General features: G+C 62.7%; 14 protein-coding genes. 13 read left to right on the forward strand and 1 reads right to left on the reverse strand.

Annotated features, from left to right (window positions below; all coding sequences use genetic code 11):
- Positions 1–64: 64 nt before the first annotated feature.
- The 5 genes from QM467_RS16810 to QM467_RS16830 all read left to right on the forward strand — a co-directional run bounded on the left by QM467_RS16810 (position 65) and on the right by QM467_RS16830 (position 3057).
- The gene (locus QM467_RS16810; RefSeq protein ID WP_283367494.1) at positions 65–805 is read left to right on the forward strand and encodes a TerC family protein; all 741 of its coding nucleotides are present in this window, start codon (positions 65–67) and stop codon (positions 803–805) included.
- A gap of 162 nt (positions 806–967) precedes the next feature.
- A complete protein-coding gene (gene secE, locus QM467_RS16815; protein ID WP_283367495.1) occupies positions 968–1159 on the forward strand; it encodes a preprotein translocase subunit SecE in 192 nt (63 codons plus the stop codon).
- A 71-nt stretch (positions 1160–1230) separates the two neighbouring features.
- A complete protein-coding gene (gene nusG, locus QM467_RS16820) occupies positions 1231–1764 on the forward strand; it encodes a transcription termination/antitermination protein NusG (RefSeq protein WP_283367496.1) in 534 nt (177 codons plus the stop codon).
- 159 nt (positions 1765–1923) lie between these two features.
- Complete coding sequence (locus QM467_RS16825) at positions 1924–2526, forward strand: DJ-1/PfpI family protein (RefSeq protein WP_283367497.1); 603 nt, start codon at positions 1924–1926, stop codon at positions 2524–2526.
- Between the two features lie 117 nt (positions 2527–2643).
- On the forward strand, positions 2644–3057 hold the full coding sequence (locus tag QM467_RS16830) for a ribbon-helix-helix domain-containing protein (protein ID WP_283367498.1): 414 nt from the start codon (positions 2644–2646) through the stop codon (positions 3055–3057).
- 43 nt (positions 3058–3100) lie between these two features.
- Here the strand turns inward: QM467_RS16830 and QM467_RS16835 are convergent, their stop codons facing one another.
- Complete coding sequence (locus QM467_RS16835; RefSeq protein ID WP_283367499.1) at positions 3101–3841, reverse strand: Crp/Fnr family transcriptional regulator; 741 nt, start codon at positions 3839–3841, stop codon at positions 3101–3103.
- A gap of 196 nt (positions 3842–4037) precedes the next feature.
- Here QM467_RS16835 and QM467_RS16840 point away from each other — a divergent pair, with 196 nt between their 5' ends.
- The 8 genes from QM467_RS16840 to rpoC all read left to right on the forward strand — a co-directional run bounded on the left by QM467_RS16840 (position 4038) and on the right by rpoC (position 16502).
- Positions 4038–4292 (forward strand): hypothetical protein, encoded by a 255-nt coding sequence (locus tag QM467_RS16840; RefSeq protein WP_283367500.1) that lies wholly within the window; start codon positions 4038–4040, stop codon positions 4290–4292.
- A 97-nt stretch (positions 4293–4389) separates the two neighbouring features.
- The gene (locus tag QM467_RS16845) at positions 4390–4794 is read left to right on the forward strand and encodes a cupin domain-containing protein (RefSeq protein ID WP_283367501.1); all 405 of its coding nucleotides are present in this window, start codon (positions 4390–4392) and stop codon (positions 4792–4794) included.
- A 228-nt stretch (positions 4795–5022) separates the two neighbouring features.
- Positions 5023–5451, forward strand: coding sequence for a 50S ribosomal protein L11 (gene rplK / locus QM467_RS16850; protein WP_283367502.1), 429 nt, complete (start codon positions 5023–5025; stop codon positions 5449–5451).
- A 4-nt stretch (positions 5452–5455) separates the two neighbouring features.
- Positions 5456–6154: a 50S ribosomal protein L1 gene (gene rplA / locus QM467_RS16855; RefSeq protein ID WP_283367503.1), complete on the forward strand. Its 699-nt coding sequence runs from the start codon at positions 5456–5458 to the stop codon at positions 6152–6154.
- A gap of 710 nt (positions 6155–6864) precedes the next feature.
- On the forward strand, positions 6865–7380 hold the full coding sequence (gene rplJ, locus QM467_RS16860; protein WP_283367504.1) for a 50S ribosomal protein L10: 516 nt from the start codon (positions 6865–6867) through the stop codon (positions 7378–7380).
- A 56-nt stretch (positions 7381–7436) separates the two neighbouring features.
- Positions 7437–7814: a 50S ribosomal protein L7/L12 gene (gene rplL / locus QM467_RS16865; protein ID WP_283367505.1), complete on the forward strand. Its 378-nt coding sequence runs from the start codon at positions 7437–7439 to the stop codon at positions 7812–7814.
- A gap of 223 nt (positions 7815–8037) precedes the next feature.
- Positions 8038–12171, forward strand: coding sequence for a DNA-directed RNA polymerase subunit beta (rpoB, locus tag QM467_RS16870; RefSeq protein WP_283367506.1), 4134 nt, complete (start codon positions 8038–8040; stop codon positions 12169–12171).
- A 125-nt stretch (positions 12172–12296) separates the two neighbouring features.
- Positions 12297–16502, forward strand: coding sequence for a DNA-directed RNA polymerase subunit beta' (rpoC, locus tag QM467_RS16875; protein WP_283367507.1), 4206 nt, complete (start codon positions 12297–12299; stop codon positions 16500–16502).
- Positions 16503–16576 lie beyond the last annotated feature (74 nt).

Genomic DNA, 16576 nt, shown 5'->3' on the forward strand with positions numbered 1-16576 from the left:
ACATTCGATCGGCTATATTGCTGCTGGAGCGCGCGCGCCGCCGCGCAATGTCTGGGAATCTTGCTTGGAATATCTTGCCGTTTTCGCCCATCCGGAGGCGTGGGCCAGTCTGCTGACGCTGACTGTGCTGGAAATCGTCCTCGGGGTGGACAATCTGGTCTTCGTCGCGCTCGCAACTCAGGGCCTGCCTCCCGACCGCGCCGTCGTCGCAAGCCGGCTCGGCCTTGGCATGGCAGTCTTCTTTCGGCTCGGCTTGCTGGCGGGCATGGTCTGGCTCACCCGCCTGACGGCGCCCTTGTTCGCCGTTTGGGGCCATGACATCTCGGGGCGCGACATCATCCTCACGCTGGGCGGATTGTTCCTGCTCTACAAGGGCACGGTGGAAATCCACGAGGAAATCGACCCCAACGAGGAAGGCGAGCATAAGGCGGGCGGCAAGAGCTTCTGGAAAGCCATCTTCCAGATCGCCGTGCTGGATATCGTTTTTTCGCTCGACAGCGTGCTGACCGCTATCGGCATGGCGGATGAATTCATCATCATGGCTCTGGCGGTCGTCATCGCCGTCGGAATGATGATTCTCGCCGCCGGGCCGGTCGGCCGGTTCATCCGCGAAAACCCGACTGTCAAGATGCTCGCCTTGTCCTTCCTGCTCCTGATCGGCATGACGCTGATCGCCGATGGCGCTGGCTATGAGATCCCCAAGGGCTTCATCTATTCGGCGATCGGCTTCTCGCTGATGGTGGAAGGCCTGAACCAATGGGCGCGCCGCAGCCGCAAGGCGCAGGGCGGGGGCGAGGAAGCCTGAATTCCAGCCTGTCAAGAAAAAAACTTGGCGCGGCCGCAAGCCTTCGCTATAAGCATTTCTTGTGGCGCGCGGCCGAAAGGTCCCGCGCCCCTTTCTTTTCGCAACCCGCCGCGCCAAGTCTTTGATTCTGACGGCTGGCTTGGCGGTCGAATCGGGACGAACATGGCCAATCCGTTCAATTTTCTGCAGGAAGTGCGCGCCGAGGCCAATAAGGTGACCTGGCCCACTCGCCGCGAAACCCTGATCACGACCGGGCTCGTGGCCCTGATGGTCTTCATGGCGGCCCTGTTCTTCGTTTCGGTCGATCAGGTCATCCGTCTCGGGATTCAATTCATTCTCAGTTTCGGACGCTGATCGCTCGCCACGCGCGAACTGCCCCGGCTTCCCAACCTGACTTGTCCATCCAGACCCTTCGCGGAAAAATCATGACCAAACGCTGGTATATCGTCCACGCCTATTCCAACTTCGAGAAGAAGGTCGCGGAAGCGATCAAGGAAGGCGCGGCGCAGCGCGGACTCAGCGACAAGTTCGACGAGATCCTTGTTCCGACGGAACAGGTGGTGGAAGTCCGGCGCGGCCGCAAGTTCAATTCCGAGCGCAAGTTCTTCCCCGGCTATGTGCTGGTGAAATGCGACCTCTCCGACGATGTCTTCCATCTGATCAAGAACACGCCGAAGGTCACGGGCTTCCTCGGCTCTGACAACAAGCCGATGCCGATTCCCGAACATGAGGCGGATCGCATCAAGGGTCAGGTGGCCGAGGGCGTGGATCGCCCCAAAACCTCGATCTCCTTCGAGGTCGGCGAAAAGGTCCGGGTCAACGATGGGCCCTTCGCCTCGTTCGAGGGCCTTATCGAGGAAGTCGATGAGAGCCGCTCGCGCGTCAAGGTCGCGGTTTCGATCTTCGGCCGCGCCACGCCGGTCGAACTGGAATATGGGCAAGTCGACAAACTCGCCTGAACGCGCCGCATCATGCTTTTCATGCAAGGGCCGGGATTTCCCGGCCCTTTGCTTTTCGACGCGATAACCGGGTAACACCCGCGCGCCCGGGCGCAGGCCATAATCCCTCCCGCATGCGAATAGCGGCTCGAGCCGCAGTCTTGCTCCAGGGAGGATTTGATGAGCGCCAAGAATATCCTGATGATCGTCGGCGATTTCGGCGAGGACTATGAGATCATGGTCCCGTTCCAGACGCTGGCGGCGGTTGGCCATCGCGTCCATGCGGTCTGCCCCGACAAGGCGGCGGGCGACGCCATCGCAACCGCGATTCATGATTTCGAAGGCCAGCAAACCTACACCGAAAAGCGCGGCCATAATTTCGCGTTGAACGCGACATTCGCCGAAATTCGCGCCGAGGATTACGACGCCCTCGTCATTCCCGGCGGCCGCGCGCCGGAATATCTGCGCCTGAACCCGAAGGTGCTGGAAATCGTCCGCCACTTCTTCACGGCCAACAAGCCTGTCGCCGCCGTCTGCCATGGCGCGCAGCTGCTGGCCGCCGCAGGCGTTCTGAAGGGCCGGACCTGCTCCGCTTATCCGGCTTGCCAGCCGGAGGTTGAGCTAGCCGGCGGCGTCTATGCCAATATCGCCATTGACGCCGCCGTGACGGACGGCAATCTGATCACGGCGCCCGCATGGCCGGCCCATCCCGCGTGGCTTGGCCAGCTCTTGCTTCAGATCGGCGTTCCGGTGGCGCAGCAGAAACATCTCGCGGCGGCCTGAGCTTTTTGCTGGGCGCGGATTTGCAAAGATCCGCGCCCGCGCCTATCTTTTTTCCCGGAAGCCCGGTTCAGCGCGTCGGAAAGTGGGCGATACGCTGCGCAATGGGCGTGAGGCGCCATGTGCCAGTTATTCGTGAATGCCGACCCCACCATGTGGGAAACGCGCCTGCGCTCCGTGCGCATGCACGGCTTCGCCACCAGCGTCCGTCTGGAAAAAATCTACTGGATGCTGCTTGAAGAAATCGCGCGACGCGATGGCTTGAGCGTCGCCGAAATCCTGGCGCGTCTCTATGAGGAATTGCTCGAAACCCACGGTGTCGTCGAGAATTTCGCCTCGTTCCTGCGGGTCTGCTGCGCGCGTTACCTTATGCTGCAGCTTGCCGGCGACATCCCGGCCGATCTGGCCCAGCCAATCGCAGGCCTCGACGCCCGATCGATCCTCGCGCGCGAGGAAAAGCGGCTCGCCGCGAAGAATGGCGAGCGGACGGAGGAAGTTCGTCGCCGCGAAACGCAGCCCAGCGGGATGATCTGATTCCGTCGCCGCCCGCCCGACGGGCCGGCGATATGGGCGACGATCACGCCCTGAATTTCACTTTCTCGTGCGCGCCATCCGCCGAAAGCGCGCCGCTGTCCGCGATATAGTCTTCGAGCCGGGCGCGCGAGGGAATGACCACGGCGCCATAACGCATCGAAACAAGGTCCTTGTCCGCAAGACTGCGCAGCAGGCGGCTGACCTTCTGGCGCGAACCGAAGCCAAACTGGCTGATATGGGTCTGGGTGAGGGCGGTGGGCTGGCCTTCGCGGGCGATGCCGCAAGCGCTGGACGAAGCGAGCAGCAGTAGATAGGCGAGCCGCTTTTCAGCGCCAAAGGCGGAAAAGGAGAGCATCCAGCCAGTCAGGAAGCGGGTCCATTCGCCGACATGCTCGATTACCTGCCGCAAGGCCTCGGGATTGTCGCTGACGGTTTTCAGAATGTCGCGGCAAGGGAAGGCGATGGAGATCGCGTTGCCGGAACTCCACAGGTCATGCACCAGCGGCTCGGACCCGAAACAGCCGAGCCACGTCGCCCAGCGGCCTTCGAATACAGGCAGGCAGGAGAAGCCGCCCTCGGCGGTCGAAAGCACGAGGTCGATGGAGCCGCTGACGATGTAACGCAGGTGCTCCGGCTTCTCGCCGCGCAAGGTCAGCAGCGTCCGCTCGGAAAAATGCTCGATGCGCGCCTTTCCGCTCAATTCGCGGAGCTGAGACTCGCTCAGGCTCGCGAAGACGGTGCAGGATTTCAATGCGCCAAGGACATCAATGGATTTCGTGTTCATTGCTCAGTTTTTAGTTAATTTAATTAACCATGACCAACAGAAACGGTGGAAGGTTAAGTAAATGTCTCTCCCACGCCATTCCTGTTGCATGCGCTCGATTAGATTGTGACGATTGGCGCGGAAAGCGTCCTTAACGTGGCAGCTTAGGCTTTTACGCTCTACAAGCGCGTAATTTTCCCGGACAGGGTTAACACTTATGAAAAATGGGGCGCCTGACAAGCTTGACACTGAGGTCGTGGAGAATTTCCTGCTCGAGACCGTCGTGTCGGCGCATTACCTCGTGCTGCAGATGCGCATGCTGGCCGGCGCCAGGGATTTTCCCGGCGCCGGCGAGACCGCACTCATGGCTGATTCGCTGAGCCGCTGGGCGCAGCTTGTGGCGGGCCAGTTGCCCGCCGACGAGCGGGAGTCCTTTACTGAACCGGCGGTGGAAGGCGAATGCCGCGCCTGATCCGCGAATGGATGGGCGCTGCTGGCGGCGGTCCATTTCCTTTGCTAGATTTGCCGGGCGTCGGGACGCTCACGAAACCCGGCCAGAGAGGGCGGCCATGCTGACGCGTCGCGGTTTCGCTTCCTGCGCCTTGTGCGCGCTGACCGGATTCGCCGCGACGTCGGTCGAGGCCGAGGGCCCGGCGCCGGCGGGGATCAAAAGGGAAATCCTCAAGAGGATGGACGGGCCGACGTCGGACTACGAGACGATCATCGCCGCCGCGGAGATCGCGCCGGGCTTCACAGTGCCCCGGCACATTCATCCGGGCATTGAATCCGCCTATATCGCCGAGGGCGGGGGCCTGTTCACGGTTGATGGCGAAGACGCGCGCGAGATCAGGGCTGGCGATGTCGCCCAGGTTCCGCCGCGGCGGCCGCATATGCTCAAGAACGGCGACAAGCCGACCCGGATCATCTCGACCTATATTCTCGAGAAGGGCCAGCCGCTCTCGATACCGGCGTGAGGGGCGGCGTATTTCTTCGTCTTTTCCTTGCCAAGGCGGATGAATCCGTATAGACACCCGCAACCTTCACACTGAAGGCGCATCTGCGGGAGGCTCTCCGGTCGCCAGCCGGGTTCCGGGCCGCACCGCAAACTGCAACCCGCGCGGGACGGATGGTCCGTCTACCGCGCGTTTTTGTTTTGGCCCCAGCTGGGGCTGAAACAAAAAAACCCAATGGGAGCAGCCATTATGGCAAAGAAGATCACGGGTTACGTGAAGCTTCAGGTCCCGGCCGGCGCAGCGAATCCTTCGCCGCCGATCGGCCCCGCGCTGGGTCAGCGCGGCCTGAACATCATGGAATTCTGCAAGGCGTTCAACGCCAAGACGGCGCAGATCGAGAAGGGGACTCCGATCCCCGTCATCATCACCGCCTATGCCGACCGCAGCTTCACCTTCGAGATGAAGCAGCCGCCGGTCACGTTCTTCCTCAAGAAGGCGGCCAACATCAAGTCCGGCTCCAAGACCACGGGCCGCGGCTTCGTTGGCAAGGTGACCCGCGAGCAGATCCGCGAAATTGCGGAGAAGAAGGCGGCGGACCTCAATTCGCATTCGATCGAATCGGCCATGGCCATGATCGAAGGCTCCGCCAAGTCCATTGGCCTTGAGATCGTGGGATAAGACGATGAGCGGCAAGAGAATCGTCAAGGCCCGCGAGGGCATCGAGCGCACCAGGCTTTATCCGGTCGGTGACGCCATCAAGCTCGTCCGCGAGCGCGCCAGCGCGAAATTCGACGAAACCGTCGAAATCGCCCTGAATCTCGGCGTGGACCCCAAGCATGCGGACCAGATGGTGCGCGGCGTGGTCAACTTGCCCAACGGCACCGGACGCACTCTGCGCGTCGCTGTCTTCGCGCGCGGCGCCAAGGCTGACGAAGCCAAGGCGGCGGGCGCGGATGTGGTCGGCGCGGAAGAGCTGGTCACCGCCGTCCAGGGCGGCACAATCGATTTCGATCGCTGCATCGCCACGCCGGACATGATGCCGCTGGTCGGCCGTCTCGGAAAGGTGCTCGGTCCGCGCGGCTTGATGCCGAACCCGAAGGTCGGCACCGTCACCATGGACGTCGCCGCCGCTGTGGCCGCCTCCAAGGGCGGCGCTGTCGAGTTCCGCGTCGAAAAGGCCGGCATCGTGCAGGGCTCTGTCGGCAAGGCCTCGTTCGGCGAAGAAAAGCTGGCGGAAAATATCGCCGCTTTCGTCGATGCGGTCGTCAAGGCCAAGCCGGCTGGCGCGAAGGGCACTTACCTGCAGCGCGTCGCCTTGTCCTCGACCATGGGTCCAGGCGTCAAGGTCGAGCCGGGCTCCATCGTGATCGCCCAGAACTGATTGAGCAAGCGGCGCGATTTATGGTCGCGCCGCTTGACAATTTAAAAAATATGTTGTCGCCCCCTCTTGGCAGGTGCGGCGAGAGTGTTTACAAGACACGTTCCTGGCGGCGGATTCGTCGCCTGTTTTTGGGCATGTCGCCGCGATCATTTTCCACGCCCTGGAAAGATGATGTGTTGAAAGGGAATTTGGGACGCGTTGACCGCTTCGGCCCGTTCGTCCCGAGTATTTGCTGCTTCACGAATTGACCGATCGGTTCAATTTCGCGCCATGTTCAAAGAAATTCAGCTTCCGCCGGGCTCGGAATTTTTGCGTTCCGGGTTTTGGCGGTGGGTAGGCCGGAGGCTCCGTTTCGCCCCTGGGGGTGAGGCGTTGTCCTTTCCGGCCATGTCCTGTCCGAGACTGCCGGCGCTTTGGCCTTGTGCAAAAGCTTAATTGTCCGCCCATTCTGTTCATTCAGGAGAGGCGAGCGGCCAGCATAGACGGGGAAAGACCGGATTTCCGGAGGCTGCGGCCTTCGGCGTGTTTGGTTCGAACCCTCTGATCCACAGGGGCGCGCCGCCTGGCGCCGCCTTCGTGGGGACAGGCTTTTCGGCGCCGCATGGCTTTCGCCTTGCGGCATGTCGGCAACCGGCGAGGCCCATGGGGCGTTCGAAAGAGCGCCCGTCCAAGACGGGCTATGGGTCTTCGCTCATTGAAGTGAGAGCACTGTGGACAGAGCGGAAAAGAAAGAAGCGGTAGCCACACTGCACGACGTCTTCTCGAAGACGGGCGTGGTTGTGGTTGCGCGTTATTCCGGCCTGACCGTCGCGCAGCTCCAGAACCTGCGCAAGCAGGCGCGGGCAGCTGGCGCGAGCGTTCAGGTCGCCAAGAACCGCCTTGCCAAGATCGCCCTCGAAGGCACTGACGTCGCCTCGATCGGCTCCCTGCTCAAGGGACCGACCCTGATCGCCTATTCGGACGATCCGGTGGCGGCGCCCAAGGTCGCGGCCGCGTTCGCCAAGGATTTCGACAAGTTCGTCATCCTCGGCGGCGCCATGGGCGCGACCGTCCTGAACCCGGATGGTGTGAAGTCGCTTGCGACCATGCCCTCCCTCGACGAACTGCGCGCGAAGCTGGTTGGCCTTATCTCGGCCCCGGCGACCAAGATCGCGCAGCTCTCGACCGCGCCTGCGGCCAAGCTGGCGCGTGTGTTCGGGGCTTACGCCAACAAGGATGCGGCCTGATCCTGGCCCGGCATTGAAAATCATCGAACCAAACCCAAGATATACAGGAACTGAAAATGGCTAACCTCGAAAAGATCGTCGAAGAGCTTTCGGCCCTCACCGTTCTCGAAGCCGCTGAACTGGCCAAGCTTCTTGAAGAGAAGTGGGGCGTCTCGGCCGCCGCCGCTGTCGCCGTCGCCGCCGCTCCTGGCGCCGCCGCCGCCGCCGCCCCGGCCGAAGAGCAGACCGAGTTCACGGTCGTTCTCGCCGCCGCCGGCGACAAGAAGATTGAAGTCATCAAGGAAGTCCGCGCCATCACCGGCCTGGGCCTCAAGGAAGCCAAGGACCTCGTCGAAGGCGCTCCGAAGCCCGTCAAGGAAGGCGCCTCCAAGGAGGACGCCGCCAAGATCAAGGCCGCCCTCGAGAAGGTCGGCGCCAAGGTCGAGCTCAAGTAATTATGCCTTCGAGGGTTCCGGCCCTCTAATGAAAAAGACGGCTCCGGGGTTTCCCCGGGGCCGTCGCGGCCGTGACGGGGACGAGTTCGTCGTGACGGTTTCGAAGAGGTGGGGAGGCCTCCGATCCTTCCCAGGAATATGCGCGGATTTTCCGCGCGTCCCGGCGACGCCGGGGAGGCGAGAGGCATTTCAGCCCGCCTGAAAATGAGGGACGAGGAGCGATATGGCGCAAACGTTCACCGGCCGGAAGCGTGTCCGCAAATTCTTCGGTCATATCCGCGAAGTCGCGGTCATGCCCAATCTGATCGAAGTGCAGAAGGCTTCCTACGATCAATTCCTGATGGTCGAGGCCCCCAAGGGCGGGCGCGACGACGAGGGATTGCAGGCCGTGTTCAAGTCTGTGTTCCCGATTTCGGATTTCGCGGGCACGGCTTTGCTTGAATTCGTGAAATATGAATTCGAGCCGCCGAAATACGACGTGGACGAATGCCGCCAGCGCGGCATGACCTTCGCCGCGCCGCTCAAGGTCACGCTCCGCCTGATCGTGTTCGATGTCGATCCGGACACCGCCGCCAAGTCCGTCAAGGACATCAAGGAGCAGGACGTCTATATGGGCGACATGCCCTTCATGACGTCGAACGGCACCTTCATCGTCAATGGCACCGAGCGCGTCATCGTCTCGCAGATGCATCGCTCGCCCGGCGTGTTCTTCGATCACGACAAGGGCAAGAGCCATTCGTCCGGCAAGCTGCTGTTCGCCGCGCGCATCATTCCCTATCGCGGCTCCTGGCTCGATATCGAATTCGACGCCAAGGACATCGTCTACGCCCGCATCGACCGCCGCCGCAAGATTCCGGCGACGTCGCTGCTCTATGCCCTCGGCTTCGACGGTGAGGAAATCCTGTCGGCCTTCTACAAGAAGGTCGCCTATCAGCGCGAGAAGGACGGCTGGAGACTGCCTTTCGACGGCGAGCGCCTCAAGGGCACCAAGGCGGTGGTCGACATCATCGACGCCGACACCGGCGACGTGGTGGTCGAGGCCGGCAAGAAGCTGACCGCGCGCACCGCCCGCCAGATCGCCGAGCGCGGCGTGAAGTTCATTCGCGCCGTCGACGAGGACCTGTACGGCCAGTTCATCGCCGAAGACCTCTTCAATCCGGAAACCGGCGAAATCTTCGTCGAGGCCGGTGAGGAAATCACCGCCAAGTCGCTGGAGACGCTGCTCGGCCTCGGCTTCGCCGAACTGCCGATCCTCGACATCGACCATATCAATGTCGGCCCCTATATCCGCAACACGCTGGCCGTCGACAAGAACAGCTCGCGTGAAGAGGCCCTGTTCGACATCTACCGCGTGATGCGTCCCGGCGAGCCGCCGACCATCGATTCCGCGGAAGCGATGTTCCATTCGCTGTTCTTCGATTCGGAGCGCTACGACCTCTCGGCGGTCGGACGCGTAAAAATGAACATGCGTCTCGACCTCGACTGCCCGGACACGACCCGCGTCCTTCGCCGCGAAGACATTCTCGCGGTGGTCAAGGCCCTGGTCGATCTGCGCGACGGCCGTGGCGAAATCGACGATATCGACCATCTCGGCAACCGCCGCGTCCGCTCGGTCGGCGAATTGATGGAAAATCAATATCGCCTCGGTCTGCTCCGCATGGAGCGCGCGATCAAGGAGCGCATGTCCTCGGTCGATATCGACACGATCATGCCGCAGGACCTGATCAACGCCAAGCCGGCGGCCGCGGCCGTGCGCGAATTCTTCGGCTCGTCGCAGCTGTCGCAGTTCATGGATCAGACCAATCCGCTCTCGGAAATCACCCACAAGCGCCGCCTCTCGGCGCTGGGTCCGGGCGGCCTGACCCGCGAGCGCGCCGGCTTCGAAGTCCGCGACGTGCATCCGACCCATTATGGCCGCATCTGCCCGATCGAGACGCCGGAAGGGCCCAATATCGGTCTCATCAATTCGCTCGCGACCTTCGCGCGCGTCAATAAATACGGCTTCATCGAGGCGCCCTATCGCCGCGTCAAGGACGGGCTGGTCTCGGATGAGGTCGTCTATCTCTCGGCGATGGAAGAGCAGAAATATTCAGTCGCCCAGGCCAACGCCGCGCTCGACGCCGACGGCCGGCTGACAGAAGACCTCGTGGTCTGTCGCCGCGCCGGCGACGTGGTCATGCTCACGCCCGACCATGTCGACTTCATGGACGTGTCGCCGAAGCAGCTTGTTTCGGTCGCCGCGGCGCTGATCCCGTTCCTTGAGAACGACGACGCCAATCGCGCGCTGATGGGCTCCAACATGCAGCGCCAGGCCGTGCCTCTGGTGCGCGCCGACGCGCCGCTGGTCGGCACCGGCATGGAAGGCGTGGTCGCCCGCGACTCCGGCGCCGCCATCGCCGCCCGCCGCGCCGGCGTGGTCGATCAGATCGACGCGACCCGTATCGTCATCCGCGCCACGGAAGAGCTCGACGCGGGCCGTCCTGGCGTCGACATCTACCGCCTGATGAAGTTCCAGCGCTCGAACCAGTCGACCTGCATCAACCAGCGTCCGCTGGTGCGCGTGGGCGACCTGATCAGCAAGGGCGACATCATCGCCGACGGTCCCTCGACCGACATGGGCGATCTGGCGCTCGGCCGCAATGTGGTCGTCGCCTTCATGCCCTGGAACGGCTACAACTTCGAAGATTCGATCCTGCTCAACGAGAAGATCGTCAAGGAAGACATCTTCACGTCGATCCATATCGACGAATTCGAGGTGATGGCCCGCGACACCAAGCTCGGTCCGGAAGAAATCACCCGCGACATTCCCAACGTTTCGGAAGAAGCGCTGAAGAATCTCGACGAAGCCGGCATCGTCTATATCGGCGCGGAAGTTCAGGCGGGCGACATTCTCGTCGGCAAGATCACGCCCAAGGGCGAAAGCCCCATGACGCCGGAAGAAAAGCTCCTTCGCGCCATCTTCGGCGAAAAGGCTTCCGACGTTCGCGACACCTCGATGCGCGTTCCTCCGGGCGTGCAGGGCACCATCGTCGAAGTGCGCGTGTTCAACCGTCACGGCGTCGACAAGGACGAGCGCGCCCAGGCGATCGAGCGCGAGGAGATCGAGCGTCTCGCCAAGGACCGCGACGACGAGTTGGCGATCCTCGACCGCAACGTCTATGCGCGCCTGGCCGACATGCTGATCGGCAAGACGGCTCTTTCCGGCCCCAAGGGCTTCAAGAAGGAGCAGGCGCTCACCCGCGAGCTGGTCGATGAATATCCCCGTTCGCAATGGTGGGTGTTCGCCGTCGACGACGACGCCGTCATGGGCGAGATCGAAGCCATGCGGAAGCAATATGACGAGGCGAAGAAGGGGCTGGAAAGCCGCTTCCTCGACAAGGTCGAGAAGCTTCAGCGCGGCGACGAGCTGTCTCCCGGCGTGATGAAGATGGTCAAGGTCTTCGTCGCCGTGAAGCGCAAGATCCAGCCCGGCGACAAGATGGCCGGCCGCCACGGCAACAAGGGCGTCGTCTCGCGCATCCTCGCTCAGGAAGACATGCCCTTCCTCGCCGATGGCACGCCCGTCGACATCGTGCTCAATCCGCTCGGCGTGCCTTCGCGCATGAATGTCGGGCAGATTCTCGAGACGCATCTGGGCTGGGCCTGCCGCAACCTCGGCAAGCAGGTCGCGGAAGCGGTCAACGCCTATCAGCGTTCGCTCGATTCGGCGCCGCTTCGGCAGAAGCTGGTCGAGCTCTATGGCAAGGGCGCCGCGACGGCCGATCTGGATCAGGTCGGCAACAACGAGCTGGTCGAGATCGCGCAGAACCTGACGCGCGGCGTGCCGATCGCGACGCCGGTCTTTGACGGGGCGCGCGAGCCGGACATCGTCGAGATGCTGGAACAGGCGGGCCTCGACGGCTCCGGCCAGACAGTGCTCTACGACGGCCGCACCGGCGAGGCGTTCGACCGCAAGGTGACGGTGGGCGTGATCTACATGCTCAAGCTGCACCATCTGGTGGACGACAAGATCCATGCGCGCTCGATCGGGCCTTATTCGCTCGTCACACAGCAGCCGTTGGGCGGCAAGGCCCAGTTCGGCGGCCAGCGCTTCGGCGAAATGGAAGTCTGGGCGCTGGAAGCCTATGGCGCCGCCTACACGCTGCAGGAAATGCTCACCGTCAAGTCGGATGACGTGGCGGGCCGCACCAAGGTCTACGAGTCCATCGTGCGCGGCGACGACACGTTCGAATCCGGCATCCCGGAGAGCTTCAACGTGCTGGTCAAGGAAATGCGTTCGCTCGGCCTCAATGTTGAGTTGAACCAGTCCCTGCCGCCGGGGACCGAAGAGCTGCCGCCGGCTGAAGCCGCCGAGTAATTAAAGGGGAGGCGCTGACGCCTCTCTTTCCGCCAAGACGGGAGGCGAAGGCGCCTCCCGGAAGCGCCCAAATTTGGAGCGGGATTCCGCCGCAGCCGCCGGAATCGCCAGCCCAGGAGACAGTGATGAATCAAGAGGTCATGAATCTCTTCAATCCGGTCGTCGCGCCTCAGGCTTTCGATCAGATTCAAATCTCCATCGCCAGCCCGGAAAAAATTCTCTCCTGGTCGTTCGGCGAGATCAAGAAGCCGGAGACGATCAACTACCGGACCTTCAAGCCGGAGCGCGACGGCCTGTTCTGCGCGCGCATCTTTGGTCCGATCAAGGATTACGAGTGCTTGTGCGGCAAGTACAAGCGCATGAAATACAAGGGCGTCATCTGCGAGAAGTGCGGCGTCGAGGTCACACTGTCGCGCGTTCGCCGCGACCGCATGGGCCATATCTCGCTGGCCGCGCCCGTCGCGCATATCTGGTTCCTGAAGAGCCTGCCGTCGCGCATCGGCCTGCTGATGGACATGACGCTCAAGGATCTTGAGCGCATTCTCTATTTCGAATCCTATATCGTCATCGAGCCCGGCCTGACGCCGCTCAAGCCCCGTCAGCTGCTGAACGAAGAAGAATATGTCATCGCCCAGGACGAATATGGGCAGGACAGCTTCACGGCGATGATCGGCGCGGAGGCGATCCGCGAATTGCTGCGCGGGCTCGACCTCGAAGGCATCGCGGCCCAGCTCAAGGTCGAGATCGCGGAAGCGACCACCGAGCTGAAGCCCAAGAAGCTCGCCAAGCGCCTCAAGATCATCGAGGCCTTCATCAATTCCGGCAACAAGCCGGAATGGATGATCCTCACCGAGGTTCCGGTCATTCCGCCGGACCTCCGTCCGCTTGTGCCGCTCGACGGCGGCCGTTTCGCGACCTCGGACCTCAACGATCTCTACCGCCGCGTCATCAACCGCAACAACCGCCTGAAGCGGCTGATCGAACTGCGCGCGCCGGACATCATCATCCGCAACGAAAAGCGCATGTTGCAGGAGGCGGTCGACGCCCTGTTCGACAACGGCCGCCGCGGCCGCGTCATCACCGGGGCCAACAAGCGTCCGTTGAAGTCGCTCGCCGACATGCTCAAGGGCAAGCAGGGACGCTTCCGCCAGAACCTGCTCGGCAAGCGCGTCGATTATTCGGGCCGTTCGGTCATCGTCGTCGGTCCGGAGCTCAAGCTGCACCAGTGCGGCTTGCCGAAGAAGATGGCGCTCGAGCTTTTCAAGCCCTTCATCTATTCGCGCCTCGACGCCAAGGGCCTCTCGGCCACGGTGAAACAGGCCAAAAAGCTGGTGGAGAAGGAAAAGCCGGAGGTTTGGGACATCCTCGACGAGGTCATCCGCGAACATCCCGTGATGCTCAACCGCGCGCCGACGCTGCATCGCCTCGGCATCCAGGCCTTCGAGCCGACGCTGATCGAAGGCAAGGCGATCCAGCTGCATCCGCTGGTCTGCGCCGCCTTCAACGCCGACTTCGACGGCGACCAGATGGCCGTGCACGTCCCGCTGTCGCTGGAAGCGCAGCTCGAAGCGCGCGTGCTGATGATGTCAACCAACAACATCCTGCACCCCGCGAACGGCCTGCCGATCATCGTGCCGTCGCAGGATATCGTGCTCGGGCTCTATTACCTGACCCTCGTCCGCGACGGCGAACCGGGCCAGTATCTCGAGGATCCGGTCACCAAGGCGCCGCTGCAGGGCGTCTATTCGAACATGGCCGAGATCGAGCACGCGCTGTTCGCCAAGGCCATCACCCTGCACACCAAGATCAAGGGCCGCGCCTGGACCTTCGACGAGAACGGCAAGCGCGTCTCGAAGATTTTCGACACAACGCCAGGCCGCATGATCCTTGGCCAGCTCGCGCCCGACCATAACAAGATCCCCTTCGACGTCATGAACAAGCTCATGACCAAAAAGGAAATCTCGGGGATGATCGACACCGTCTACCGCAACTGCGGTCAGAAGGAGACGGTGATCTTCTGCGACAAGATCATGGGCCTCGGCTTCCGCGAAGCTTGCAAGGCGGGCATTTCCTTCGGCAAGGACGACATGGTCGTGCCGGAGACGAAGAGCCGCATTGTCGAGGAGACGCGCAGCCTCGCCAAGGAATATGAGCAGCAGTACAACGACGGCCTCATCACCCAGGGCGAGAAGTACAACAAGGTCGTCGACGCCTGGGCGAAGTGCACCGACAAGCTCGCCGAGGAAATGATGGGCCGCATCTCGGCCGTCCGCAAGGACGACGCCGGCCGCGACAAGCCGATCAACTCGATCTACATGATGTCGCATTCCGGCGCGCGCGGCTCGCCCGCGCAGATGAAGCAGCTCGCCGCCATGCGCGGCCTGATGGCCAAGCCGTCGGGCGAGATCATCGAGAGCCCGATCATCTCGAACTTCAAGGAGGGCCTGACCGTTCTCGAATACTTCAACTCGACCCACGGCGCCCGCAAGGGCCTCGCGGACACCGCGTTGAAGACCGCGAACTCGGGCTATCTGACCCGTCGCCTCGTCGACGTGGCGCAGGATTCGATCATCACCTCCTATGATTGCGGTTCGACGAACGGCATCCGGATGCGGGCGATCATCGACGCCGGCCAGATCGTCGCGTCGCTGGCGGTCCGCATCCTTGGCCGCTTCACGGCCGAGGACCTGCTTGACCAGGACGGCGCGGTCATCGTCAAGGCCGGCGAGATGATCCAGGAATGGCATATCGACCGCATCAATGCGGCCGGCATCCAGGAAGTGAAGATCCGCTCGGTGCTGACCTGCGAGGCCAAGAACGGTTGTTGCGCGGCTTGCTACGGTCGCGATCTGGCGCGCGGCACGCCCGTCAACATGGGCGAAGCGGTCGGCGTCATCGCGGCGCAGTCGATCGGCGAGCCGGGCACCCAGCTCACCATGCGCACCTTCCACATTGGCGGCGCGGCGCAGATTGCGGACAGCTCCTTCATCGAGGCCAATTTCGACGGCGTCGTGAAGCTGCGCAACCGTCATGTCGCGCGCAATTCCGACGGCGACCTCATGGTCATGGCGCGCAATGTCGCCGTGGTCATCTGCGGTCCGGACGGAACGGAGCGCGCGGTGCATCGCGTGCAATATGGCTCGCGGCTCAAGGTTGACGAGGGCGACCAGGTCAAGCGCGGTCAGCGCGTGGCGGAATGGGACCCCTATACCCGTCCGATCCTCACCGAGGTCGAGGGCGTCGTCGGCTTCGAGGATCTGGTCGAAGGCCAGTCGCTCGCGGAAACGGTGGACGAGGCGACGGGCATCGCCAAGCGCATGGTCATGGACTGGCGCATGAACGCGCGTTCGTCGAGCCTCAAGCCCTGCCTTGTCATCAAGGGCAAGGACGGCAAGATCCTGAAGCTGGCGCGCGGCGGCGAAGCCCGCTACACGCTGCCGGTGGATTCGATCCTGGCGGCCGATCCCGGTTCGACGGTGCAGGCCGGCGACGTCATCGCCCGTATCTCGCTCGAAAGCGCCAAGACCCGCGATATCACCGGCGGTCTGCCGCGCGTCGCGGAATTGTTCGAGGCGCGCCGTCCCAAGGATCACGCGATCATCGCGGAGATCGGCGGCACGGTGCAGTTCGGCCGCGATTACAAGAACAAGCAGCGCCTGTCGCTCATCCCGGCCGAGGATGGCGTCGAGCCCGTCGAATATCTGATCCCCAAGGGCAAGCACATCCATCTGCAGGATGGCGACATTGTCGAAAAGGGCGATTACATCGTTGACGGCAACCCGGCGCCGCATGACATCCTTGCGATCAAGGGCGTCGAGGAACTGGCGGCCTATCTCGTCAACGAGATCCAGGAAGTCTATCGCCTGCAGGGCGTGAGCATCAATGACAAGCACATTGAAGTGATCGTCCGCCAGATGCTGCAGAAGGTCGATATCACCGATCCCGGCGAGACCGACTTCCTGGCCGGCGAGCAGGTCGATCGCATGGAAATGGACGAGGCCAACGAAAAGGCAATCGAAGAGGGCAGGCGTCCGGCTTCCGGAACGCCGGTTCTGCTCGGCATCACCAAGGCGAGCCTGCAGACCCGCTCCTTCATCTCGGCCGCTTCCTTCCAGGAAACCACGCGCGTCCTCACGGAAGCCGCGGTCAATGGCAAGATCGATACGCTGGAAGGCCTCAAGGAAAACGTCATCGTCGGCCGCCTCATCCCGGCGGGCACCGGCGCGGCGATGGCCAAACTGCGCCATATCGCCACGACACGCGACGATCTCATCCTGCAGCAGAAGGCGGAAGCCTCCGCCGCGCCGCCGCAGCTTCCCGCGGCGGAATGATCAAGCAAAAGGCCGCCTCTCGGGGCGGCCTTTTCATTTTGAACCAAGTTTGAAAACGCTCGGAAAGCGCGTCC

This window comes from Rhodoblastus sp. 17X3, from assembly GCF_030056575.1.
Lineage (GTDB): Bacteria > Pseudomonadota > Alphaproteobacteria > Rhizobiales > Beijerinckiaceae > Rhodoblastus.